Genomic DNA, 24,355 nt, shown 5'->3' with positions numbered 1-24,355 from the left:
CTCTGCAGGTGCGGTTATGATTCCGGTGGCCTATCCCAAAGCCCCGGCAGATAGACTCCGTACCGTTCTACAGCCTGGCCCAACCCCTCCAGAAGCTCCTCCCGGGTAAATCCCTGGGCCTCCAGCTCCTGGTCCGTCATGGCATTGGCCCGCTGGTAAAAGTCCACCGCCACGGCCAGGATGCTCCCGTCCTCCGGGTCCAGGCTCTGAAACAGCAGGTCCTCCGCCTTGCCCAGCTGTTTTTCATCCAGCAGGCCGGCAAGCTCCTCCTTCAGTTCTGCGGCGCGCGTCTGCCGGAGCGCCTCTTCCCAGCCGGAGCCTTGACCGTCTTTGCCGAAAAACAGCCGTATGATAGCGGAGATAATCATCTCGATCTGCCGCATCAGCCAGTCCTGCTGGATAAACATCAGTGGTGGAACAGACGGATGCCCGTGAAGGCCATGGCGATGCCGTATTTGTCACAGGCCTCGATGACGTTGTCGTCCCGGATGGATCCGCCGGGTTGGGCGATGAACGCCACGCCGGACTTGTGGGCACGCTCGATGTTGTCGCCAAAGGGGAAGAAAGCGTCGCTGCCCAGGGCCACGCCGGTCATGCCGTCCAGCCAGGCCCGGCGCTCCTCCCGGGTAAAGGGCTGGGGCTTCTCTGTGAAGAACTGCTCCCACATGCCGTCCGCCAGTACGTCCATGTATTCGTCGGAGATGTACACATCGATGGTGTTGTCCCGGTCCGGGCGGCGGATATCGGGTTTAAAGGGCAGATTCAGCACCTTGGGGCTTTGGCGGAGATACCAGTTGTCCGCCTTGTTGCCTGCCAGGCGGGTGCAGTGGACCCGGCTCTGCTGGCCCGCGCCCACGCCGATAACCTGACCGTGCTTTGCATAGCACACAGAGTTAGACTGGGTGTATTTCAGGGTGATCAGGGACACGATCAGATCCCGCTTGGCCTCCTCAGAGAGAGTCTTATTGGCGGTAGGCATGTTTTCTAGAAGAGTGCCGTCGATTTTCAGCTCGTTGCGCCCCTGCTCAAAGGTAATGCCAAACACGTCTTTATGCTCAACCGGCGCGGGAACATAGTCCGGATCGATCTGGACCACGTTATACCCGCCCTTGCGCTTGGTTTTGAGAATCTCAAGAGCCTCCGCCGTATAGCCGGGGGCGATGATGCCGTCGGATACCTCCCGGGCCAGGAGCGCGGCGGTCTCCTTGTCGCACACGTCGGAGAGGGCGGCCCAGTCCCCGTAGGAGGACATCCGGTCCGCGCCACGGGCGGCGGCATAGGCACTGGCAATGGGGGAGAGGGTGAGGTCGTCCACAAAGTAGATTTTCTTTAGGGTGTCGCTGAGGGGCACGTACACCGCCGCGCCCGCGGGGCTCACATGCTTAAAAGACGCGGCGGCGGGCAGGCCGGTAGCCTCTTTCAGTTCCCGCACCAGCTGCCAGCTGTTGAAGGCGTCCAGAAAATTGATATAGCCGGGCTTGCCGTTGAGGACCCGCACCGGCAACTCGCCCTCCTTCATGAAGATGCGGGAGGGCTTCTGATTGGGATTACAGCCGTATTTCAAAGAGATTTCGTTTGCCATGTTGACCAGCCTTTCTAAAATGGAAAATTCAATAGAACTCTTGCGGAAATGCTTTCTTGAGTAGTGGAGGGCCTCCGGCGGCTCAGGGGTTTCACCCCTGAGAACCCCACCACCTTTTGAAAAAGGTGGACGAAAACTTTACCTTGGTTAGCTTGGAATGCTACAGTGAACAACATCGACCGGTCCAGCTGGTCTTAAGCTGGCGCGGGTGTGGGGTGAGCGTCTACCAGTGGCAGACACGCCGCGAACCGACCGAACCGGCAGGTGAGACCCGCGCAGGCCCACGACCTTGCCGGAATGCGCGTTGCTCTGCGCATGGAGGCCTTTCAATAACTTAAAAAGTATTTCCCCCAAGAGGTCTACTGGTTCTTATTGAGAATCCGGGTCTCCGCCGTGCCGGTCTCCAGGTCCACATACCGCACGAACAGAGACACCTTGTTGGCCTCGTTTAGGCTCTCCCAGAGGGAATTGGCGAAGGCGTCGATGCCGCCCTCCAGCTCCACGGGTTTGGGCTCGCCCTCGAAGGAGGGCACTACCGGGTTGCCGTCACATTTATAGGTGTGGATGAAGTGCCCCAGCCCGGGCAGGGGGTCATACTCGAAGAACTGCCGCTGGGCGGCGGAGGAATCGCCGTCTGTGCTCTTCAGGATGGAGAGCTTGTAGGTGAAGCCGCTGTCTCCATATTCCAAAATGCCGGAGATCCGGGGGGTGAACAACGGGGGATCCGGCTCAAAGGTGCGGGTGCGCAGAGCTTTCACAAAGCAGCTGCCCGCGCAGCAGGGGCGGTCCTCAGATTGCAGCAGGTTGTAGATGGTGTCGGTCTGGTCCCCGTTGGTGACGATCATGCCCCCGTCATAGACGCGCACGGGATAGTAGATCACCAGGGAGGGGTCGGTGAGCAGGGCGGGGTCGTGGGCCTGGGTGCGCAGGTTGTCCCCCTCGGCCACGAAGATCCGGTTGCGGCTGTTCACGCTGCGGCCCATGATGAAATAGGCGGCCACGGCGTGCCTGCCGTCCTGGCTTTTGCCGATGACGATGCCCCGGCCGGGGTAGGCGTTCTGCTTCAGGTCCTGAAAAATATCCATCAGTTTCATGAGATGCTCTCCTTTCATTCTTCCGGCGCGATGTGTACGATTCCGTCCTGTACTGTCAGCCGCCCCTGGCAGAACAGGGACACGGCCTCGGGCAGCAGCTGCCATTCGGCCTCCTCCATCACCCGCTTTTGCAGGATCTCCGGGGTGTCGCCATCTTTGACCTCCACCGCCTTTTGGAGGATGATGGGTCCGCCGTCGCAGACCTCGTTGGCAAAGTGTACCGTGGCCCCGGTGAGCTTACAGCCGCGGGCCAGAACCGCCTCGTGAACATGGAGGCCGTAGAAGCCCTTGCCCCCGAAGGCCGGCAGCAGGGCCGGGTGGACGTTCATGATCCGGTCCGGGAAAGCCCGCACAAAGGCGTCGCTGGTGATGGTAAGAAAGCCGGAGAGCACCACCAATTCGATTCCCCGGGCCTTGAGGGCGTCAATCAGCGCCTGACTGTAGGCTTCCACATCCGAGTATTCCTTCCGGCTGAGGGTGACGGCTTCAATCCCGGCTTTTTTTGCCCGCTCAAGGGCGTAAACCTCTGGTTTGCTGGAGATCACCACGGCAATTTCGCCGCCTCCCAGCTTTCCAGCGGCCTGGGCGTCAATCAGTTGCTGCAAATTGGTGCCCCCGCCGGATACCAGCGCCCCGATCTTTACCATAAGAGCACCTCCCGGTCGCCGGGAACTACCTCTCCCAGAACCACGGCCTCTTCTCCCGCGGCCTTTAGGGCGGCAAGGGCTTTGCCGGCCGTATCAGGGGAGACGGCCATGCACAGGCCCACGCCCATATTGAAAGTGTTGTACATATCCCGCTCCGGGATTCCTCCGGTCTTTTGGATCAGGTCGAAAATAGGGAGTGTGGGGATGGCGGCTTTCTCTATTTTTGCGCTCATGCCCTCCGGGAGCATCCGGGGGATATTCTCATAGAACCCGCCGCCGGTGATGTGGGAGATGGCCTTTACGTCCGCCGCCTCTATGGCGGAGAGGACAGGCTTTACATAGACGCGGGTGGGGGTGAGCAGCGCTTCACCCAGGGTGCAGCCCAGCTCGTCATAGTGCCGGCTGACCACAGCCTGATCGTTTTGCAGCATCTTTGCCACGGAAACCGCCAGACCCATGGCCGCGCCCGCCAAGGACTCGTCCCCGGCACCGTCCATCTTGCCAATGCCGAACACCTTGCGCACAAGAGAAAAACCATTGGAGTGGACTCCCGAGGATCTTACCCCGATGAGCACGTCCCCTGTTTGGAGCCTGCTGCCGTCGATCACCTTTTCCCGATCCACAACGCCCACGGTGAATCCAGCCAGATCATAGTCGTCCAGGGCCATCATGCCGGGATGTTCAGCGGTCTCGCCGCCGATCAGGGCACACCCGGCTTGTACGCAGCCCTCGGCCACACCGGAGACAATGGAAGCGATCTTTTCCGGATAATTCTTGCCGCAGGCGATGTAGTCCAAGAAGAAGAGGGGTTTCGCGCCGCAGCAGATCACGTCGTTTACACACATGGCCACCGCGTCGATGCCGATGGTGTCATGCTTGTCCATGAGCATGGCGATTTTCAGTTTGGTGCCCACGCCGTCTGTGCCGGAAACCAGCAGGGGCTCCTTCATTCCGGACAGATCCGGAGCGAACAGCCCGCCGAACCCGCCGATCCCCGAGACAACGCCGGGAATTTTGGTACGGGCCACATGATTTTTCATCAGCTCCACAGACTGGTATCCGGCAGTAACGTCCACTCCGGCGGCTTTGTAGCTGTCGCTGTAGCTTTTTAAATTCTGCTCCTGCTTGGGAGCCAGGTGTTCACAGTCGGTAGTCATATATGCAGCTCCTTTTTAATAATAGTTATACTTTTTTGGAGTAGTACGGGCATGGCCTTCGGCGACTCAAGGGCTACTCGCCCTTGAGAATCCTCGCCAACGCAAAGGCGGCGTTGGATCCGCCACCACGCATTCCGCTAACTTTAGCGCACTCAGCTAACCAGCGTAAAAGTTTCGTCCACCTTTTTAAAGGTGGTGGGGGTGGAAGGGGGTGACAATCGCCAGAGGCGATTTCCCGTCGCCGACCGAGCCGGCAGGCGAGACTCGAAGCCCCTCCCGCCGGAGAACGCGTTTCTGTGCGTTCGGAGGCTACACAGTATCACTCTCAAAAAGTATAAATTTAGATAGCCCAGTTTCCGTCTTGGAAAATAGCCACTTCTTTGCCGTCCCGGGTATGTCCGGTGATATTCAGGTCTTTGCAGCCGATCATGAAGTCCACATGGATGAAGGAGTCGTTGACGCCTGTCTCTCTGAGTTCCTCGTCGCTCATGTTTTCAGCCCCTTCCACCGTCTCGTTGAAGCCCCGGCCCATGGCGATGTGGCAGGCGGCGTTTTCATCAAACAGGGTGTTGTAGAACAGCACGCCGGAATTGGAGATAGGGGAGTCGTGGGGCACCAGGGCCAGCTCGCCCAGCATAGCGGCGCCCTCGTCCATGGAAATCATCTTTTCCAGAAGCTCCTGATGCTCCGGAGCGTGGACGGCCACCGCCCGGCCATTTTGAAAATCCATGGAGAACTGGTTGATGACCGTGCCCTGATAGGAGAGGGGCAGGGTGGACACCACGGTGCCTTCGCACTTACCCCGGAGGGGAGAGGTAAAGACTTCTTCGCTGGGCATATTGGGGTTGTACTCTACGCCGGTGGTTTTTAGGGTGTCAGAACCGCCGCACCACTTTCCGCCGGGAATTAGCCAGCAGGTGAAGTCGGTGCCATTAGAGCTCTTATAGTGGAGATAATCCAGGTTCAGAGCGTTGAGGGCCTGGCATTTTTCCCGCAGGGTTTCATTGTGCCGGTTCCACTCGGCAACAGGATCATTGTCCTCGGTGATACGCACAGCCTTAAGGATTTCTCCCCAGAGCTTTTCCACGGCGGTGCTGGTACGTTCCCCGGGAAATACTTTTTTAGCCCAGGCCTTGGAGGGCACGGCCACAATCGTCCACTGGTATTTGTTCTCCATCTCGTCCTGAATGGGCTTGAACACCTTGCTCTGGGCGATCATGGACTTTTGGAGCTTTACGGGATTTACGCCCTTCATGCCGTCCGGATCGGCGGAGGCAATGGCGATCATGCAGGGGAGCTCCTTGACGCTGTGCTTCGCCTTTTCCACTTCCCAGTCCTCCACCCGGCTGAGCTGGGTGACGGTTTCGTGGCGGTAAGCCAGCTTTGTGACGGCCTGATCATTCCAGTCGATGCGCACCCATTTGGCCCCGGCCCGGTAGGCTTCTTCGGCAACCATCTCGGCGAATTCGTGTTCGGAAACGCTGGCGCGAATGACAGTCCCCTGGCCTTTTTGCAGGTTTACGCCTTTTTGTACGGCCAGCTTAGCATACTTTCTCATAATGCTTTTTTTCATCTAAACGGCATCCTTTCTGAAGGTGAGTCTCTATGACGGAATTCGATATGTTTTTTGGCGGGCAAAATGAGGACGCTACCAGTCCCTGTTCTGCAGCGCGGCGTCTTTTGCCAAAACGCCCTGCTTCATATCAGATTTCAGGTTCTCCAGCCGGACGGCCAGGTCCAGATCCTCCACAGCTAGAATCTGGGCGGCCAAAAGGGCGGCGTTGTCCGCGCCGTCAATGGCCACCGTGGCAACGGGGACGCCGGAGGGCATCTGCACGGTGGAAAGCAGGGCGTCCAATCCGTCCATAGTAGAGGATTTGATGGGGATGCCGATAACCGGCAGGGAAGTGTTGGCGGCCAGGGCTCCCGCCAGATGGGCGGCTTTTCCGGCGGCGGCGATAATTACCCCGAAGCCGTTTTTTCGAGCGTTTTTTGAAAACTCCGCAGCGGCCTCTGGGGTACGGTGGGCGGAGATAATATGGGCTTCCACAGGAATCCCAAGGCCGTCCAGACGTTTTTTGGCAGGGGAGACGGTGGGGGCGTCGCTGTCGCTGCCTAAGATCAACGCGACTTTTTTCATAAATATCACATTCCTTTCTTACATTGAGTTTCAACCTGCTCTACATTTATTATAGAAAGCAAGGGGGCGTTTTGCCCGAAATCAGGAGTTAAAAGCGGGGTGAGGGCTTGCGGCAGTTTCATAACCGCGTTCCCGGAGGGCCTACGGTACTTGCACAGCCGGCTTTTCCATCAATAAGTGGCATGCGGATCTATCCTTTCTCCCAATGCTTGAATAGACAGCACCAAGTATTGCCAGTATACCCTAAAATGGGAAAAATAGCAAGGGATTCCGGGCGTGTTTCCTGGGATTTTCAAGGGGAAAGGGGTAAAAATCCATATGGCAATCGGGCTTGTTTCGGCACATTTTCACTACAGTGCGGCATAGTTAACAATTTATTTATAAAAAATCTGTTTTTTGCTTGCAATTTTGTGATTGGTATGATATAATGTCCAAAGAAGATTGTTATATAGCTTAGTAGTTTTGTTATATAGCGATTCCGGAGAGACGCTCTCTCCCAGGCCGGATACCGCCGGTACAGGCCCGTCCTGACGAAAACGGGTACGGCGGCATGGGCCTAATATCCGCAACGCGGAAGAAATGATACGGGGAGGGATCGCCAAGGATTTTCAGGTTCAGGCAAATTTTTTGGGGGGTATACCCCCCGCAATAATTATGGCTTTCCCTCAGTCGGGAAAGCCAATGGGAGTGATGAGCATTGACTAATCCAAACGCAGCCTCGGCCCCGAAAAAGAAACCTGGCTTCTTCTCGCGGGCGATTGAACAGTGGGACCTGCAGGTGCTGGTGCTTCCGGGCATTCTCCTGCTGTTCGTGTTCAGCTACATACCGATCTATGGCTTGGTTATGGCCTTCCAGGAATACCGCCTGGGAGACTTCCCGGGCATGAGCCAGTGGGTAGGCCTCCTGCAATTTGAGTACATCTTTGGCGACCCCAACCTGCCTCTGGTGCTCCGCAACACGTTGGTTATCAGCCTTTTGAAGTTGACCATCGGCTTTGTGTGTCCCATTATTTTCGCGGTGTTCCTCAATGAGATGGGCAATCAGACCATCAAAAAGACCATCCAGACCGTCAGCTATCTGCCCCACTTCATTTCCTGGACCGTGTGCGCTCTTCTGATGTTCGATTTCCTGTCTACAGACGGCGGCGCGGTAAACGAGATGCTCATGGGCGCCGGTCTCATCGACAAGCCCATCGGCTTCTTCCAGGACGGCAAGTACTTCTGGGGCATCGCCCTGGTGACGGACATCTGGAAGGAACTGGGCTGGAACTCCATCATCTTCATCTCGGCCATGGCCGGCGTAGACGCGGAAATGTACGAGGCCGCGGACATCGACGGCGCCACCCGGGCCCAGAAGATGTGGCACATCACCATCAAGGCAATCAAGCCCACCATTATCCTCTTGCTTATTATGAACGTGGGCGGCATCCTGAACGCCAACTTCGACCAGATCATGATGCTGACCCGGCAGATGGGCAATCCCATGCTGAAAGAGACCGCCAACGTCATCGACACCTACATCTTCAACACGGGCATTTCCCAGGGCCGCTTCTCCTTTGGTACTGCGGCCGGTCTGCTGAAATCCGTCATCAACTTCATCCTGCTTCTGGCCGCTAACAAGATTGCGGACAAAGCCGGTGAGAGCGCGCTGTTCTAAAAATAAGAGGAGAAAGGGGGCATATCCCAAATGACAGGTGTAAAAGCATCCAAGCATAAGATGAAAGCAAAGAAAGTGTTCAGCGATTATGTTATTATCATCCTCATGGTGGTGATCATGTTCACGGTGTTCGTCACCACGCTCTATCCCTTCCTGAACTCGCTGGCCATTTCCTTGAATAACGCCAACGATACCATCCTGGGCGGCATCACCATCTATCCCCGGATTTTCACCCTGCAGAACTACGCCCAGATCTTCGGCAATCCCACCATCTGGAAGGCCTACGGTATCACCTTCGCCCGCACCATCATCGGCGCGGCCACGGGCCTTGTGGTTACCGGCGCGTTGGCTTTTGGCCTCTCCCGAAAGGGTCTGGTAGGCAAGAAGTTCTATACCTTTTTCTGCCTGATCCCTATGTATTTCGGCGGCGGTCTGGTTCCCACCTACTTTTTGATCAACAATATGGGCCTCAAGGACAATTTCCTGGTGTACATCATCCCCAATCTGGTGAATATCTGGAACATGATCCTCATGCGCTCTTATTTCCAGTCTGTGCCGGACGCCCTGGAGGAGTCCGCCCGTATTGACGGCGCCAACTACATTACCATCTTCTTCAAGATCTACTGGCCCGTCTCCACGCCCATCATCGCCACCATCGCCCTGTATTTCGGCGTGTTCCACTGGAACGACTGGTTCATGCCCAACATCTACATCACCGACCCCAACCTGAAGCCCATGACCTCCGTGCTGCTGAACATCATCAGCGAGGCGGCCTACGCGGAGCGCATGGCGGCCACGGTGAGCGGCGCGGGCCATGTGGGCGACGCCATGAAGGGCAAGCAGACCAACGCCCGGTCCATCACCATGGCTACCATGATCACCAGCATTGTGCCCATCGTGGCCATCTATCCCTTCCTGCAGCGCTACTTCCTCAAGGGCATCATGATCGGCTCCATCAAGGGATAAGCTCCACCATGTCATTCCCGGCGGGGCGGCAATGGGAGTCCGCCCCAGCCTGAATGAAAATATTATTTTAGGAGGACGAAAACTATGAGCAAGAGAATCTTGGCCCTGTTGCTGGCTCTGGTTATGATCGTGGGCGTGTTCGCGGCCTGCGGGAATAACGGCGGCAATAGCAGTGCCGGCGGCACCAACGACGGCGAAAGCAGCTCCAGCGAGGGCGGCGAGACCAGCACCGTCTCCACCGGCCCTGACCCCACCGATGAGCTCTACGAGTTCACCATGTACGCCTATTACGACTGGTTTATCATCAAGGAGTGGGGCAAGGACGGCTTCTCCAAGTACATGCAGGATAAGTTCAACGTCAAGGCTACCTATACCAAGCCTGACGCTGACCAGGACTCCAAGCTGCAGTTGATGCTGTCCGGCGGCAAACTGCCCGACGCCATGATCCTGGACCGCGGCCGCGTGCTGAACAACGTGGTCCGTGCCGGCGCTCTGGTAGACATTGAGCAGTTCATGTATGACGGCTGCACCTTCGCGGAGGACGTGGGCGAGGAGACCCGCGAGTTGCTGAAGGTGGACGGCAAGCTCTACAGCATTCCCAACTGGCCCCGCGCTCCTGGCAAGGCCTCTACCGGTGGCAACGAGCAGTGGATTGTGAACACCTATGTGTACGACCAGGTAGGCAAGCCCGACCTGAGCACTCTGGACGGCCTGCACGAGTACCTGCTGAAGGCCAAGGAGTTCGCCGATGCCGGCAACACCTCTTACACCGATCAGGGCATCATCCCCTTTGCCTGCACCAACGGCAACAACGGCTATTTCATCTATCGTCCCCTGTTCCGTTCCTTGGGCGGCCGCAATGTGGTTGAGAGCTACTTCACCCAGGAGGACGGCAAGATCAATCTGGCTGTCCGCGAACCCAAGTTCGTGGAAGCTCTGAAGATCGGTAACCAGTGGTACCGCGAGGGCCTGTGGACTGCCGATGTGTTCTCTGACAACCAGCAGCAGTGGGAAGAGAAGATGACCAATGGTCGTCCCGCTCTGTTCTGGTATGACTTCTCTCAGGACGATGGCAACAACTTCCGTGGTCTGACTATACAGAATTCCAGCTCTACCGACAAGCCCACCTCCTATGAGGTTATCGGCGCGCCCAACTATGACGACCTCGCCTCCTTCCCCCAGTTCCCCCCTGCGGAAGGCGTAACCGTTACCTATGGCGACGAGGCCGGTTCTCCCGGCTGGAACGTGAATGTAATCACCAAGGATGCTAAGCGTCCCCAGCGTATCTTTGACCTGTACACCTGGATGATCTCTAAGGAAGGCTCCGACTATCAGGTCTGCGGCGGCCCCGAGGGACCCATCTGGAACGGCGAGCACGACGAGGACGGTCTGCCCAAGCTGCTGCTGGACTACGGCGCGATCACTCCCGAACAGAAGGACGCTGCCGGTGCCTGGATGTGGACTCAGCCCGCCCACTCCGACTATGTGGACGCGATGAAGTTCGCTCTGAACGACAAGGCCGAGACCAAGAACTGGGTGGTTTATATCCAGGGCAACATGTGCACCTATGACGAGGAGAATCCCAAGATCGGCCAGAAGTTCAAGACCGACCAGTGCACCAACCTGGGCGACGTAATGGATCCCCAGAGCCCCATCGGCATCAACCTGAAGGCCATTCAGGACCAGTGCCAGTCTGAGATCCCGAAGATCCTCATGGCCGAGGACGAGGCTACCTTCGACAAGCTGCTCAGCGATCTGGTCAGTTACTGCGAAGGCCAGAATGTGGATGAGGTCTGTAAGAACTACCAGGGCAAGTATGACGATAACATCAAGTTGCAGGGCTTCGACGCCTACAGCGACGACTATGACGTCTACAAGCTGAAGTAAGAGCAATCATTTCCTTTACCTTCCAAGTAATTTAAGTACGAAGCAAAAAAGCCGGCGCGGCGGAAGCTGCGTTGGCTTTTTTGTCTGCGTATCGGAACGAGCAAGAGGCTTCTGCCCCCTCAATCTGGGCTTTCGCTTGAAAATCTCGGCAAAGGCGGCCATAAGGTGAAATTTCTTGGATTTTCGCAGTTGCTTTCCAAGGAGGAATATGGTAGACTAAAAGTAATTTTTCAAAAGAAGGGTTGTGCCAATTATGGAACATGCTCCTGTTTCTCCCAAGTCCGGTCATCAGGCTGTGGTGGTGCTGGATTTTGGCGGCCAATACGCCCAGCTGATCGCCCGCCGGGTACGGGATCTGAATGTTTACTGTGAAATCAAACCCTATTCTTCCTCTCCAGAATCCCTTTCTCATTATAAAGGGATTATTTTTACTGGCGGACCGGGCAGCGTGTATGCTTCCGGCGCTCCGCTGTGCAGCCCTGGAATTTTCCAGATGGGGATCCCAGTGCTGGGAATTTGCTATGGCGCTCAGGTAATGGCCCATATGCTGGGCGGCATGGTTCAACCCGCGTCTGCGCCGGAATTTGGGAAAACTACGACCAGCTTTGAGATCGGGAGCCCGCTTTTTGAGGGAGTGCCCCAGAGTGTCACCTGGATGAGCCATAATGATGCGGTAGCCCAGCTGCCGAAAGGGTTTTCTTCCTGCGCGAAAAGTGCTCATTGTCCGGTTGCCGCCATGGAAAACCGGGAGCGCAAACTTTTCGGCGTACAGTTCCATCCTGAAGTAGCTCACACAGAGCATGGCAGTCAGATTCTCCACAACTTCCTATATATAGTGTGTGGTTGTACAGGAGATTGGGAAATGAACTCCTTTACTCAGGAGACAGTAGAGGCCCTGAAAGAGCGCATCGGCGGCAGAAAGGTGCTTTGCGGGCTTTCCGGCGGGGTGGATTCCTCCGTGGCGGCTATGCTGGTACACCGGGCTGTCGGGAAAAATTTGACATGCATTTTTGTGGACCATGGCCTGCTGCGTAAGGATGAGGGGGACCTGGTAGAACAGGTTTTTCGGCAAGAATTCGACATGAACCTGATCCGAGTCAACGCCGCTGGCCGGTTCCTGGACAAGCTGGCGGGAGTTACCGATCCTGAGCGAAAGCGAAAGGTCATTGGAGAAGAGTTCATTCGAGTATTTGAGGCTGAGGCAGTGAAACTGGGGAGGGTTGAGCTACTTTGTCAAGGAACCATTTACCCAGATGTGGTAGAAAGCGGCACAGGACAGGCCGCAGTGATTAAATCTCACCATAATGTAGGCGGACTGCCGGAGGACATCGGCTTCGAGGGGCTGGTGGAGCCTCTTCGGGACCTGTTCAAGGACGAGGTCCGCCGTGTGGGGCTGGAACTGGGTATTCCGGAAAAATTAGTCTGGCGTCAGCCTTTCCCTGGTCCTGGCCTAGCTGTACGAATTATAGGTGAAATAGCCCCAGACCGGATAGAAACGCTGCAGAATGCTGATGCAATTTTTAGGGAAGAGGTTGCCCACTTTGGGTTAGAACGCCAAATTGGCCAGTATTTTGCGGTATTAACGGGCACGCGCAGCGTGGGAGTAATGGGAGATGGCCGCAGCTACGGCGAGACGATTGCTCTGCGCGCGGTAAATACGACTGACTTTATGACAGCTGATTGGGTAGAGCTGCCATATGAGTTGCTGGGCCGCGTCAGCAATCGAATTGTAAACGAAGTGCCTGGCGTTACGCGTGTGGTATATGATGTAACCTCTAAGCCTCCGGCTACGATTGAGTGGGAGTAACGGTCATGTCGTAGGGCAATGTGATCTATCCTGTTCAGGGCACTAACACTTAGCCTCCGACATAGAAAAATAAGACCTTGCGTCTGACGACGCAGGGCCTTATTTTTGTCCTCCGGACTATCCTTTCCCTGCCTAATACAAGGATTTTGGGAACATTCTGCGCTATATCACCATGGAGTAGGGGCTACCGGCCTGGGGGCCGGGTGGATAAACGACTTTGCCCCTTACAGGATAAATCACATTGCCCTACGACATGGTGATATTTGATGAGTGCGTTTTTGGGGAAATGGCAACAGGCTTGGAACTCTTGCAATCAGGGGCTTTGAGGCAGTCAGTTTTCTCAAAAGCACAGGCCCCAATTCCCAAAAGTAAGCTGACTTTATTTTTGGGGACTGTTTTTGGGGATTGATGCAGGATGTTCCCACAGGGGAGGACTGCCAACAGGAGAAAGAAAAACTTTAAGGGTCGATGTGAGAAGCGGGTGCTGGGTAAGTGCGCCGAGGTGTGCAGAACGTATGACACTATCCAGTATGTCTACGCCGACCTGCTGCAAGCATCGGATGAAATCAAGGAGATCAGATGCAATGTCCTGCTGGATGGATTGGAGGTCGGGGAGTATACCTCGGACTTCGTATGCACCAAAGCGGACAGTAATCTGATGGTCAGGGAGTGTGTCTATCGAAAGTTCCTGATGAAGCCGCTGACGGTGAAGCTGTTGGATGCTTCAAGGGACTACTGGCTCAGGCATGGTGTCACTGATTGGGGGGCATTGGTGAAGAAGCATGATCTGCTCCGGTCTGGTGATACCATCATCCGAGTGCTGGACGTGCAGGGTGACAGGGGGCTGGTGAGCGACTGCATCAAGAGAACAATGCCCGTGTAGATGGGGTTGGATACTCTTCTGAAATCCTGCTCTGAGTGTACCAGTGGTGAGCTGTCTGAGACTACAGGGGTTGTGCCTGTAGGTGTGAATGATCTGAATGCTGACCAGAGGAAAACCATGTACGAGAGGTACACGATGATAGATCCTGTGCTGTCCTTCGTAGCTAATGACCGGATGCGCTCCCGGTTGATCTGCTCCGTAGCTAAGGAGCATGGAGTGACAAAGCAGACCGTCAGAAGCTATTGGGGCCCCTGGTATTGGAAAGAGTAGTGCTATCAGCAGGGCAATCACACTGATTACCGAGAATCGTATCATCGAGGTAGAAGAATCCTCACACCAAGATCGTTCCCTGTATCTGCGTCCAGTGTCCCTTTGATTCCCCCGTGAAGGGACTGCTGTTAGAGATTCTTCGGAAGGTAGATGAAGTAATCAGCGGCAACTATTATTCGAACGCATTACGGGCCGGAACGACAACGGATATGCTGATCGGGAGCGTCAGTCAGGTGGCGTTGAACCACATTGACTGGCTTTTTGTCAATCCCCGATATGCTATGTATGAATAAACTCTGCGGTACATGAGTAGATAGAATACTGCCCGAAAAAAGAACATAAAAAATCCCTCCAAACTTTAAAACAGGTCTGAAGGGCTAAACTATTCTCATTTGGGCGTGAAGATACAGCCCACCAAAACGCTGTTTTTTTTATTTGGTGGGCTATAACTTCAATTACAAGCTTTATCCCAAAGACTTCAAATTATTTCTATATTCCTGCATCTCCCTTTCGTCTGTATTATCTAAAACAAATTGCAGTTCGTTTGTTACCTTTTCACGGTCATAGGGAAGATACGCCGTTACGGGCGTGAAATTAGATACCGTGTTCGCAAACAGGTGTGTGCGTATATTTAGGTTATTGATTAGAATTTGCAATTCACGGATACGCTCTTTTTCTTCGGCAGGTACAAACAAGCCCTGCTGTGCCATCTGGTAAAGCTCTGTGTCTGGAAAAAGCGTGAGAGAGTCCACGGAAATAAAATACGGATTAAGCTGACTGAACAGCTCTGCACTATTCCTTGCATTCTGGTATCCGCCGCCTTTTCCCGCAAGCCCTGTCATATAAACAAAGTAGTATTCAATGCCCGCTTCGTCCAATTTCCTACATTGCTCCAGAATATCCGCCGAGGTATATCCTTTATTGGCAAGGGCAAGCGTTTCATCATCGCCGCTTTCCACGCCGATGCTCAGTCCGTTAATGCCCATCGTTCTCAATTTTCTAAGCTGCCATACTTCTTTGTCTTTAATATCACGGATGCTCGCAAACATAGCCATTGTCTGACACTTAATCAGATAGTCCCTTACCGTCAACGCCCGCAGCTTGAGATTTTCATAACTCATTGCGAAAGGGTTAGCTCCCGTCCAGAAAATTCTTCGGGCGTTTGGCTGATAGCTTTTTATCTCCGCTAAATCTTCCTCAAATTCCTCAATGGGCGACATTCGGAAGCACTCATTTTTATACAGGCTACAAAACTTGCATTTATTATAGGTGCAGCCAGAGGTAGCCTGTATGATGACCGAATGAGCTTCATACGGTGGTCGCCAAGTTCTGCCTGTAAAGTGCATGATTGCTCCTCCTTTCACTTATAGATGATGAACACTTTTTCTATACCGCTGTAATTCTTCTTCGCTGACATTTCCTATGATTTCATCGAGAAACGCCAACAGCTTTTTCTTGTCTTTCGGCAGTTTCCCATGAAACTGGTACGCATTGGAAGCTCCCATTGCCGCAAAGATGGTCGGTATCTGCAAATTTTCAATGAGCGTCCGTACCTCTTTGTATTTTTCAAGTTCGCCTTCCTCTTGCCAGTTCCCACGCTGTATTTCAGCATAAAGTTCAGAATCGGGATAAATCGTAAGCATATTTGCCCCGATAAGCGTAGGGTGTATCTGATTGCATATATCAGCCGTCAATTTTGCTCCGATTTCTCCACGACCTGCTCCAGAAATGCTCACCAAGTAAAAGAAACTGTAATGAATGCCTGCTGCATCTAATCTCTGGCATTGCTCCAGAATGTCCGCTGAGGTATATCCCTTGTTCATAAACCGCAGGGCATCATCATCGCCTGTTTCTATTCCTATTGTCAGACCGTCATACCCAAAAGCCCGCAGTTTGGCAAGTTCCTCATCGGTTTTAGGGGTAACATCTGTAATCCTCGCAAATGAGCCGATAGATGTAACTGACGGGAGATATTTACGGATTAGCTCTGCAATCGCAGTTAATTTGTCATAAGACAAAACAAAGGGGTTAGCTCCCGTCAAAAATACTCGGTCAATACGCCCGCTGTTCCAACCTTTTGTTGCTCTTTTAACCTCCCGTAAATCACTCTCAATATCCTCCAGAGGGGACATTCTGAATTTGAACGGCAAATCATTATACAAGGTACAAAACTTGCATTTATGATGCGTACAGCCTGCCGTTACTTCTAACAAAAATGATGCCGCTTCATACGGCGGTCGCCAAATTGTTCCTGTGTAGTGCATAAACACCTCTCCTTTTCTGTAGTCTATACTAATTGTACTTGCGTACAATTATTTTACAAGTACTGTACTTTTTTGTAGTACATATATTGAAACGGTACATTGATTTTTGAGAAAAGGTGTGTTATACTATGTCAGAAAGGAGTGGCAGGAATGAAAAAAAGTACATTGGCTGTTGAACGCTGCAAAACAGTTTCTACCATACAGAAAATCTTGGGCGGTAAATGGAAAATTGAAATCATCTATTACATCGCCTTTCGGGATATACACCGCTTTGGAGAGCTTCGCAGGCATATTGGTGACATTACGGAATCAAGCCTGACAAAGCAGCTTCGGGAACTGGAAGCCGACGGCTTCATTACCCGTTATGACTACAAAGAAGTACCTCCCCGTGTGGAGTATAACCTTACTGACTTAGGCAAAAGTTTCATTCCCGTTTTTGAACACATGAAACAATGGGGAGATGAAAACCTCAGCGAGAAATAAAGCACAATATCTGGCAGGCACATAAATAGTTAGGGAAGTAATACTTATGGCAGCAAACAGCATACGCTACATATACAATTCAAATATGGGCATAGAATTGATTTTCTGCGAAAATTCAACAATATCCTATCCCACACATAACCATGTTTCCGTGCATACAATCGGCATTGTGTTAGATGGCTCTATTGTGCATACTGCGAATAATAATGAAAAGGTTTATGAAAAAATCAGACCTTTATTATTTGCCCATATATGCCGCATAGTATTTCAGCACATAGCAGCTATACTTTGCTGAGTTTATGTATTGATAAAAATATTGCCGCACACTATACCGCCGATAAAATAAGGCATAACATAATGGCTCTGTTAATGAATGCTTTCAACACAGAAAGAATCAATCAGTATCAGATATTACAATTATTGGACTGCTTAAACTCGCTTGCCGCTTATACAGATTGGCACTCTGAAAACCAAAATCCATTTATCAATAACCTAAAAAGGCGGTTGGAATTATATCCCGAAGCTAAATTTAGTATTGAAGAAATGGCACAAAACGCATTTATCAGTAAATACCATTTTATCCGAAGTTTTAAAGCAGAAGTGGGGCTTACACCGCACCAGTTTCAACTTCAAAACCGCATCCGCAAGGCACAACGATTGATGCACAACACCCAAACAATAACAGAAGTGGCTTTGACCACAGGTTTTTGCGACCAAAGCCACTTCATAAAGCAATTTGAAAAGCAGGTAGGCTTACCTCCGCTAACTTACAAATTATCTTCCCAAGCAATCCTAAAGGATACCGATAATGCTGCAAAAAATATAGATGCCGTTGACCGTAAATACCAATTTCAAAATTTGCTATATCTGGCATTTCAAGATTTGGAATGACATAGTCGTTTTCCTTTCGGTATGTGCCGCCGAATTGTTCAAATAATGATTTCATTGTAGTTTCCTCCAGTATATTTAATTATTCCTACAAATTCATCATAGCCAACCGTCTTTACAAATTTCCTAAAATGCAACAAGGGGCACTTCCTTAGTGAAGTACCCCTTGCGCTCCCCCCTCCATTCATGATATCGGAAAGGCCATCGATTCTCCTGATCCCGCCACTTTACCCCTCATACCCCTTAACAGATTTGCAGTCCCATCGTCCATTAGTCCGTTCTCATGAAACAACTCCTGCCAACCACACAAATAGATCAATTTCTGTGCAATTCTGAGAACATGACCGAAGTGCCCGAAGAAGAAACAAAGCTCATCGGCGTATGGGGGACAGCGGCACAAATGCTATTTGAAAGAGCATAGGCGAGCGACTTATACTACTCTGCTCACAAGCGGTAAGTTAAACAGCTACCTTGCTGATATTGATAAGCAAGCAGAGGAAATGTTTTCTCGGCTGGTAAAGCAGATGGCAGAGCGTGAAGGCGTGACGGAACAGTTGAAATCAGACAATCAGCTTGAATGGGTGCGGAGAATGAATAATATCCGTGGCAGGGCAATTGAGATTGTAAATACAGATCTGATTTATGTATAAATAGTATGGCAGGATGGCAATTGCTGTTCTGCCATTTTTTCATTTAATCGGAAGTTTTTCTCATGTATATATGAGTGTAGCTTGATTTTCCGTTTATTGTGTGATATAATACAAATAGTCCCAATGAATGGAGTGTCGAAATGACTATCAGCTATGATAAACTATGGAAGTTACTTATAGATAAGAAAATGAATCGGACTGATTTGAAAAAAGTTGCAGGAGTTAGTTTTAATGTACTGGCTAAGATGAGTCGCAATGAGTTTGTATCTTTGGAGAGTCTTTGTAAAATTTGTTCTGCTTTAACTTGCGATATTGGTGATGTAATGGAGTTTATCGAAAATGAGCCTACTTGATTTTGCTATTCAGACAACAAACAGATATATTGAAAAGATGCCAAAAACTCAGAGAAAAAATTACGGTCAGTTTTTTACAAGTAAAGAAACTGCTGTATTTATGGCTGAGTTATTTGAAGTGCCTGTAAATAAAGAGCAGCTTTATATTCTTGATGCCGGAGCTGGCTCTGGCATATTGTCTATTGCGTTAATTGAAAGATTACAAAGGATACCACAGTTACGGCATATACACTTGGTATGTTATGAAAATGATCCTCAAATCATTGAGTTGTTGAGAGCAAATCTTCAGTGGGTTTGTCAGCATTCTACATTAAGAGTTGACTATGAAATACGAGAAGATAACTATATTTTGAGTCACATGATAGAGTATAATGGAATGCTTGGTGCTGAACCTAATCCTCTTAAATACGATATGGTGATTGGAAATCCGCCGTATATGAAGATTGCAAAAGATGCTCCAGAGGCTAAGGCAATGCCTGATGTTTGCTATGGTGCCCCTAATTTATATTTTCTGTTTGCCGCTATGGGAATGTTTAATCTTATTCCAAATGGCGAATTAGTATATATCATTCCTCGCTCTTGGACATCAGGAGCATATTTCAAAAAGTTCCGTCAAAAGTTTTTGAGTGAAGGAGTTTTGGAACATATTCACTTGTTTGTCAGCCGTGATAAAGTATTTGAAAAGGAAAGTGAAACTATCATAATTAAAGTAAGAAAGACGACAAATGTTCCTTCACAAATATCTATTACAACAACACAAAGTAACAGGGACTTCTCTGATAAAACTGTCTTTGAAGCTCCTTACTCTACAGTTGTTTCAGGTGAGGATACCTATGTATATTTGGTTACAAATGAGCAAGAGATAGAAACACTTGAACAGCTCAATAGATGGACAAACACATTGCCGAGTATTGGGTTAAAGATGAAAACAGGCTTGACTGTTGATTTTAGAAATAGAGAAGTTTTGCGTGATATGGCAGAAGATCAAGCAGTTCCTCTTTTCTATGCACAACACATTCAAGATGGAAAAGTCATTTTCCCTATCGGAAAAGAGCATGAATATATTCTTACAAGTCAAGCGGGATTATTACAGCCCAATGCAAATTATCTGTTTGTAAAAAGATTTACCGCTAAGGAAGAACACCGACGCTTGCAGTGCGGCGTATATTTGGCAAGAAAATATCCCGATTACGCAAAAACCAGCACACAAAATAAAATCAATTTTATCGGCGGTTTGAGGGATTTGTCTGAGTGTATTGTTTATGGTTTATATGTGCTGTTCAATTCCACCCTCTATGATAGCTATTACAGAATATTAAACGGATCTACACAGGTCAATTCTACAGAAATCAACTCTATGCCTGTGCCGCCTTTGGAAAGTATAGAGCGAATGGGAAAAGAACTGATAAAATTGCGGGATATGACAGAAACAGGCTGCGATCAAATTTTAAGGAGTTTTATTTATGAGCAAAATCGAGGAAGCAGGAGAAATACTGAAAGAGTTGCAAGTGCCAGCAAAACAGCAGGCAGATTTGTGCTGTTTTGCTCTCCTTGCTATGGCAAATATAAAAGAGCAAGACTTGTGGACGAGTGCAACAAACAACTGGATTCGTATTCACGATGTTATTGCATTTACAAAAGAAAACTATGGCGTTACATATGCAGAAAACAGCCGAGAGACTTTCCGAAAACAAGCTATGCACCATTTTAGAAACGCTGCGTTTATTGAGGATAATGGAAAAGAGACCAACAGTCCGAATTATCGCTATCGTCTAACAGATGAAATGCTCGCTCTTATCCATAGCTTTGGTACAGCGTATTGGGAGGCAGAAAAGATAAATTTCTTACAATCTCACGAAACATTGATTGACCTTTATGCATCTAAGCGGACAATGAGAAAAATGCCTGTTCGGATTAACGGTGAGGATTTTACTTTTTCACCTGGCAAGCACAATGAACTGCAAAAGGCGATTATTGAAGAGTTTGCCCCTCGCTTTGCTCCAAATTCCGAGTGTCTTTATGTTGGTGATACTACAGAAAAGGATTTGGTAAAAAATGTAGCAAGGCTACAAGATCTCGGATTTACAATTACTCTTCATGATAAAATGCCCGATGTTGTCCTCTACTCTGAAGAAAAAATTGGCTTTATTTTATCGAATTCGTTACTTCTGTCGGACCGATGGAGCCAAAACGAATAAAAGAAATTGAAGAAATGACTGCTGGCGTTACAGCAGGAAAGATTTATGTTACCGCTTTCCTTGATTTTAAAATTTTTAAGAAGTTCTCAGAATCGCTGGCTTGGGAAACTGAAGTTTGGATTGCAGATATGCCCGATCATATGATTCATTTGAATGGGGATAAATTTTTAGGACCAAGAAAGTAAAACAAAGGACTATTTTAGAATGAAGATACTCGATTTTATTGAAAAAACGGAATTGACTGAAAAGCTCGACAAATAATAATCTCTAAATAAGTCTTATCTACATCATGAAATGCGACGAGGTTGTTCGATGCTGGCCCGGAGGGTACTCCTGCCCAGGACACTTCCGCGCCGAAAAGGAAGAGATTGTCTGTACCAACCTTTTGGAGCTGTTCCCGTTCAAAGACCATCCCTGCCGGTTCGGCAATTATATGCCATTTCTTGCTCTATTGCAAGTCCCCAGCCAAATCTCCAAAGGAATACCCCAGCTCCTCCCACTTGCCCAGGAGCTCATCCAGGATCTCCCCGTTGGTTTTGGAGGTGCTGTGCAGCAGCACCACCGCCCCCGGATGCACCCGGGGCAGCAACTTGTCGTAGGCTTGCTGGGGGGTAGGCTGGTCGTTCTCATACCAGTCCACATAGGCCAGGCTCCAGAATATGGTGCGGTAGCCCAGCTTCTGCGCCATTTTCAGGTTGCTCTCGCAGAATTTTCCCTGGGGCGGGCGGTAGAGCTTCGGCATTTCCTCCCCGGTCACTTCTTTATATAAGGCCTCGTTTTTTTCCAGCTCTTGACGGAAGCTCTCCTCGTCCCCAATGGAGGACATATCCGGATGGCTGTAGGTGTGGTTGCCCACGGTATGGCCCTCTTCTACCATGCGGCGGACCAGACCTGGCTGGGTTTCAAAATAATTCCCCACCAGGAAAAATGTTGCTTTGACGCCGTGTTTTTTCAGAGCGTCTAAAATCTTCTCTGTGCTGCCGTTTTCAAAGCCCGCGTCAAAGGTGAGGTACAGCTTCTTCTCCTCTGTGGGCATACAGTATACGCTGTCGAACTGAGCCAGATACTCTTCCGTAGCGTTGGCCACCGGAGGCTGGCCCTCCTGCTGGAAACTTAGCCCCCAGTTGGTGATTTCTCCGGAAACCGCCTCTGCGGGAGCCTTTTCTCTCTCCCAGCGGCCCCATAGGTCTGCCGCCGCGGCCAGTGTCAGTGCAATCGCCACCACGGCCACCACGATTGCCGCCAGATGGCGGCGGACCCTCTCAAAAGACTTGGACATACCGGCACTCTCCCCTCTACGCCGCAAAGGGCGCGGTTCTACCGTTATAGTTAACGCAGTTCAAAAGAGGTACTCCACCTCTTTTGAACCAGGCAGCCTAGCCGCCCAGCTTGGAAATCGGTAAATACCGATTTCCAAGTGTGGTTACCATAAATTACGATACACTGCAATATATGTGTAAAATCCCGGGAGCAGAACCAGCGCCGTTGGATTGGGAGCCTGCACTGACAGGAGTTTTGCCCGAATTCACAAGTGGATTCAGCCAGCGGCAGGGCGCGAAAACGCGGGCCGCTTGCCATAATCAAGGCAGACGGCCCGCATGTAACAGGGAAGATTATTTTTATTGGGACCTCGCGCCTTGGGGAGTCAGCCGGGCTACAGCCTTTTTCTTGATGACCATATAGCAGATTCCGCCGATCACCGAGGCCACCACCCAGGTCACCGGGTAGGAGAGGAAGAGCACCTCCCAGGTGGACCAAAGGGCGAACACGGTGTATACCCAGACCACCCGCAGCACGCACACACTGAACACTGTGTTGATCATGGGGGTCAGAGAGGAGCCCAGGCCCCGCATTCCGCCCACGAAGATCCCCATAGCCCCGCAGGTAAAATAGGGCACGCAGACCAGCAGCATCCGAGCCCGGCCATACTCAATCACCGCCGGGTCGGAGGAGTAGATGCCCAAGAGAGGACGCGCCGCCAGATAGGCGCTTACGCCCAGCACCAGACCGACGCCTGTCACCAGGCCCATGCAGCTCCACATGATCTTCCTGACCCGGTCCATCTTTTTCGCCCCGTAATTCTGCCCCACAAAGCTCTGGGTCGCCTGGGTGAAGGCGTCCATAGCTGTCCACACAAATCCCTCAATATTTCCTCCGGCAGTGCTGCCCGCCATGGCGATGGCTCCAAAAGAATTGATCGTGGACTGGATCAGTACATTGGAGATGGAGAACATGGACCCCTGGATGCCCGCCGGAATGCCGATGCGGGTCATCTCAATGAGTTTAGATTTATGTATTTTCAGTTCCTTCAGGTTCAGGCGGTAGACTCCCTCGCTGCGCATCAGACAAAGCACCACCAGGACGGCGGAGACGCATTGGGAAATCACGGTGGCGGTAGCCACTCCAGCCACGCCCATATGCAAGACAATGACGAAAAACAGATTCAGCACCACGTTGATAACCCCGGCGATCAGCAGGAAATAGAGAGGACGCTGGGTGTCTCCCACCGCCCGAAGCACCGCCGCGCCAAAATTGTAGATCATTCCCGCCGGCATACCGGCAAAAATAATGCGCATGTACAGTACGGAATGGTCAATGACATCCGCAGGTGTGTCCATCATCTCCAGCAGCGGGCGGGAAAGCCCGATTCCCAAAAAAATAAGGGCCACCCCGCAGATAGCGGCGGTAAGGATGGCGGTGTGTACCGTCTCATAAAGGTCTTTTCCCTGGCCCGCGCCATAATACCGCGCGACCAGCACGTTGACTCCAATGGATAGGCCGATAAACAGATTGACAATCAGATTGTTCAGAGCGCCTGTGGAGCCCACAGCAGCCAGAGAATGGCTGCCGGCAAAGCGGCCCACCACCACAATGTCTGCAGCGTTAAACAGAAGCTGAAGGATTCCCGAAAGAGCCAGTGGAACGGAAAACTGCACCAGTTTCTTTAAAATGGGCCCTTCTGTCATGTTGATCTCATAGGAATTCCGCCGGACCCGGGTCCGGGGCCTAAATTTGAACCTCATCCGCAAGACAACCTTCCCCTCATCATTTCATTTTGCATCTAATAGTACATTATACTCCTTGTAGCAAGGACAAATCAAGAGGTTTTGGAAAAAAGTCTCCCATAGGCAAGCATTACAATTAGGTTACACAAGGTCAAACGGCCTGTGTAGCCTAATTTTTTTGCAAAGAAATAGGAGAACAACAGAACCGGGGGTGAGAAATATTGCGGAAATACAGATATTTGACATTCGCAGACCGAAAGCAGATTTCCGCGTGGTATCAGTTAAACGACCGGGCGGCGGACATAGCAGAACGGCTGGGAATGAGCGTGAAAACGATCTACCTTGAATTGAAGCGCGGGGAAGAAACGGACGAAAGCGGGGCCGTTATCCTTGACCGCAACCAGCGGCCCGCATACAACCCCGT

At 51.2% G+C, this 24,355-nt stretch carries 23 protein-coding genes and 3 pseudogenes; 13 read left to right on the top strand and 13 right to left on the bottom strand.

Going from position 1 to position 24,355, the window contains the following annotated elements:
* Nucleotides 1-14: 14 nt before the first annotated feature.
* From D7X94_RS12390 to purE, 7 genes are all read right to left on the bottom strand, one after another.
* Nucleotides 15-407, bottom strand: coding sequence for a DUF6483 family protein (locus tag D7X94_RS12390; protein WP_120427999.1), 393 nt, complete (start codon nucleotides 405-407; stop codon nucleotides 15-17).
* Nucleotides 407-1,582 (bottom strand): phosphoribosylaminoimidazolecarboxamide formyltransferase, encoded by a 1,176-nt coding sequence (locus D7X94_RS12385; protein ID WP_120427998.1) that lies wholly within the window; start codon nucleotides 1,580-1,582, stop codon nucleotides 407-409. The genes D7X94_RS12390 and D7X94_RS12385 overlap by 1 nt, the downstream gene beginning before the upstream one ends.
* Before the next feature lie 359 nt (nucleotides 1,583-1,941).
* Nucleotides 1,942-2,676, bottom strand: a complete 735-nt coding sequence (locus D7X94_RS12380) for an IMP cyclohydrolase (RefSeq protein ID WP_120427997.1) — start codon at nucleotides 2,674-2,676, stop codon at nucleotides 1,942-1,944.
* Nucleotides 2,677-2,690: 14 nt separating this feature from the next.
* Nucleotides 2,691-3,323: a phosphoribosylglycinamide formyltransferase gene (purN, locus tag D7X94_RS12375; protein ID WP_120427996.1), complete on the bottom strand. Its 633-nt coding sequence runs from the start codon at nucleotides 3,321-3,323 to the stop codon at nucleotides 2,691-2,693.
* Nucleotides 3,317-4,480, bottom strand: a complete 1,164-nt coding sequence (purM, locus tag D7X94_RS12370; protein WP_120427995.1) for a phosphoribosylformylglycinamidine cyclo-ligase — start codon at nucleotides 4,478-4,480, stop codon at nucleotides 3,317-3,319. Before purM ends, purN begins: the two co-directional genes overlap by 7 nt.
* 340 nt (nucleotides 4,481-4,820) lie before the next feature.
* On the bottom strand, nucleotides 4,821-6,053 hold the full coding sequence (locus D7X94_RS12365; protein ID WP_120427994.1) for an aminopeptidase: 1,233 nt from the start codon (nucleotides 6,051-6,053) through the stop codon (nucleotides 4,821-4,823).
* A gap of 75 nt (nucleotides 6,054-6,128) precedes the next feature.
* Entirely contained in the window at nucleotides 6,129-6,620 is a 492-nt protein-coding gene (purE, locus tag D7X94_RS12360) for a 5-(carboxyamino)imidazole ribonucleotide mutase (RefSeq protein WP_120427993.1), read from the bottom strand.
* Nucleotides 6,621-7,317: 697 nt separating this feature from the next.
* Between purE and D7X94_RS12355 the strand changes: the two genes are divergently transcribed.
* The 3 genes from D7X94_RS12355 to D7X94_RS12345 all read left to right on the top strand — a co-directional run bounded on the left by D7X94_RS12355 (nucleotide 7,318) and on the right by D7X94_RS12345 (nucleotide 11,130).
* Nucleotides 7,318-8,277 carry an ABC transporter permease gene (locus tag D7X94_RS12355; protein WP_243111306.1) on the top strand — a complete coding sequence of 320 codons (960 nt, stop codon included), beginning with the start codon at nucleotides 7,318-7,320 and terminating at the stop codon, nucleotides 8,275-8,277.
* Nucleotides 8,278-8,307: 30 nt separating this feature from the next.
* The gene (locus tag D7X94_RS12350; RefSeq protein WP_199715113.1) at nucleotides 8,308-9,243 is read left to right on the top strand and encodes a carbohydrate ABC transporter permease; all 936 of its coding nucleotides are present in this window, start codon (nucleotides 8,308-8,310) and stop codon (nucleotides 9,241-9,243) included.
* A gap of 84 nt (nucleotides 9,244-9,327) precedes the next feature.
* On the top strand, nucleotides 9,328-11,130 hold the full coding sequence (locus D7X94_RS12345) for a hypothetical protein (protein WP_120427992.1): 1,803 nt from the start codon (nucleotides 9,328-9,330) through the stop codon (nucleotides 11,128-11,130).
* 31 nt (nucleotides 11,131-11,161) lie between these two features.
* Here the strand turns inward: D7X94_RS12345 and D7X94_RS18200 are convergent, their stop codons facing one another.
* Nucleotides 11,162-11,392 (bottom strand): hypothetical protein, encoded by a 231-nt coding sequence (locus D7X94_RS18200; RefSeq protein WP_147401723.1) that lies wholly within the window; start codon nucleotides 11,390-11,392, stop codon nucleotides 11,162-11,164.
* Between D7X94_RS18200 and guaA the strand changes: the two genes are divergently transcribed.
* The 3 genes from guaA (at nucleotide 11,384) to D7X94_RS12330 (ending at nucleotide 14,090) form a co-directional block, all read left to right on the top strand.
* Nucleotides 11,384-12,937, top strand: a complete 1,554-nt coding sequence (guaA, locus tag D7X94_RS12340; RefSeq protein ID WP_120427991.1) for a glutamine-hydrolyzing GMP synthase — start codon at nucleotides 11,384-11,386, stop codon at nucleotides 12,935-12,937. The two genes, D7X94_RS18200 and guaA, sit on opposite strands and share 9 nt — an antisense overlap.
* Before the next feature lie 415 nt (nucleotides 12,938-13,352).
* Entirely contained in the window at nucleotides 13,353-13,820 is a 468-nt protein-coding gene (locus D7X94_RS12335) for a hypothetical protein (protein WP_199715111.1), read from the top strand.
* 84 nt (nucleotides 13,821-13,904) lie between these two features.
* Nucleotides 13,905-14,090: a hypothetical protein gene (locus D7X94_RS12330; RefSeq protein ID WP_147401722.1), complete on the top strand. Its 186-nt coding sequence runs from the start codon at nucleotides 13,905-13,907 to the stop codon at nucleotides 14,088-14,090.
* A gap of 464 nt (nucleotides 14,091-14,554) precedes the next feature.
* On the opposite strand, the gene D7X94_RS12320 is transcribed toward D7X94_RS12330, so the two are convergent.
* Together D7X94_RS12320 and D7X94_RS12315 are read right to left on the bottom strand one after the other, a co-directional pair.
* On the bottom strand, nucleotides 14,555-15,436 hold the full coding sequence (locus D7X94_RS12320; protein ID WP_120427989.1) for a radical SAM protein: 882 nt from the start codon (nucleotides 15,434-15,436) through the stop codon (nucleotides 14,555-14,557).
* Nucleotides 15,437-15,454: 18 nt separating this feature from the next.
* The gene (locus tag D7X94_RS12315; RefSeq protein WP_120427988.1) at nucleotides 15,455-16,354 is read right to left on the bottom strand and encodes a B12-binding domain-containing radical SAM protein; all 900 of its coding nucleotides are present in this window, start codon (nucleotides 16,352-16,354) and stop codon (nucleotides 15,455-15,457) included.
* A gap of 150 nt (nucleotides 16,355-16,504) precedes the next feature.
* Between D7X94_RS12315 and D7X94_RS12310 the strand changes: the two genes are divergently transcribed.
* Together D7X94_RS12310 and D7X94_RS19665 are read left to right on the top strand one after the other, a co-directional pair.
* Nucleotides 16,505-16,837 (top strand): winged helix-turn-helix transcriptional regulator, encoded by a 333-nt coding sequence (locus D7X94_RS12310; protein ID WP_120427987.1) that lies wholly within the window; start codon nucleotides 16,505-16,507, stop codon nucleotides 16,835-16,837.
* Nucleotides 16,838-17,089: 252 nt separating this feature from the next.
* Nucleotides 17,090-17,551, top strand: a pseudogene (locus D7X94_RS19665) (helix-turn-helix domain-containing protein); the annotation flags it as partial.
* Nucleotides 17,552-17,561: 10 nt separating this feature from the next.
* On the opposite strand, the gene D7X94_RS19270 reads toward D7X94_RS19665, so the two are convergent.
* Complete coding sequence (locus D7X94_RS19270; RefSeq protein WP_243111307.1) at nucleotides 17,562-17,711, bottom strand: hypothetical protein; 150 nt, start codon at nucleotides 17,709-17,711, stop codon at nucleotides 17,562-17,564.
* 421 nt (nucleotides 17,712-18,132) lie between these two features.
* Here D7X94_RS19270 and D7X94_RS12295 point away from each other — a divergent pair, with 421 nt between their 5' ends.
* The 4 genes and pseudogenes from D7X94_RS12295 to D7X94_RS12280 all read left to right on the top strand — a co-directional run bounded on the left by D7X94_RS12295 (nucleotide 18,133) and on the right by D7X94_RS12280 (nucleotide 21,111).
* On the top strand, nucleotides 18,133-18,375 hold the full coding sequence (locus tag D7X94_RS12295; RefSeq protein WP_120427986.1) for a TnpV protein: 243 nt from the start codon (nucleotides 18,133-18,135) through the stop codon (nucleotides 18,373-18,375).
* A 140-nt stretch (nucleotides 18,376-18,515) separates the two neighbouring features.
* On the top strand, nucleotides 18,516-18,728 hold the full coding sequence (locus tag D7X94_RS12290) for a helix-turn-helix domain-containing protein (RefSeq protein ID WP_120427985.1): 213 nt from the start codon (nucleotides 18,516-18,518) through the stop codon (nucleotides 18,726-18,728).
* Nucleotides 18,715-19,395 (top strand): annotated as a pseudogene (locus D7X94_RS19265) (Eco57I restriction-modification methylase domain-containing protein); the annotation flags it as partial. The gene D7X94_RS12290 and the pseudogene D7X94_RS19265, both read left to right, overlap by 14 nt.
* Before the next feature lie 796 nt (nucleotides 19,396-20,191).
* Nucleotides 20,192-21,111, top strand: a pseudogene (locus tag D7X94_RS12280) (BsuBI/PstI family type II restriction endonuclease).
* 263 nt (nucleotides 21,112-21,374) lie between these two features.
* Here the strand turns inward: D7X94_RS12280 and D7X94_RS12275 are convergent.
* Both D7X94_RS12275 and D7X94_RS12270 read right to left on the bottom strand, forming a co-directional pair.
* Complete coding sequence (locus D7X94_RS12275) at nucleotides 21,375-22,205, bottom strand: polysaccharide deacetylase family protein (protein WP_120427984.1); 831 nt, start codon at nucleotides 22,203-22,205, stop codon at nucleotides 21,375-21,377.
* A 340-nt stretch (nucleotides 22,206-22,545) separates the two neighbouring features.
* Nucleotides 22,546-23,949, bottom strand: coding sequence for an MATE family efflux transporter (locus D7X94_RS12270; protein WP_243111303.1), 1,404 nt, complete (start codon nucleotides 23,947-23,949; stop codon nucleotides 22,546-22,548).
* 221 nt (nucleotides 23,950-24,170) lie between these two features.
* Between D7X94_RS12270 and D7X94_RS12265 the strand changes: the two genes are divergently transcribed.
* The coding region (locus D7X94_RS12265) for a helix-turn-helix domain-containing protein (protein WP_243111302.1) at nucleotides 24,171-24,355 on the top strand (185 nt) is incomplete at its 3' end.

Origin of the sequence: Acutalibacter sp. 1XD8-33, assembly GCF_003612555.1 — a bacterium.
Classification (GTDB): domain Bacteria; phylum Bacillota; class Clostridia; order Oscillospirales; family Acutalibacteraceae; genus Acutalibacter.
Note: the sequence above shows the minus strand (reverse complement) of the source record. Positions and strands in the feature narration are given on the sequence as shown.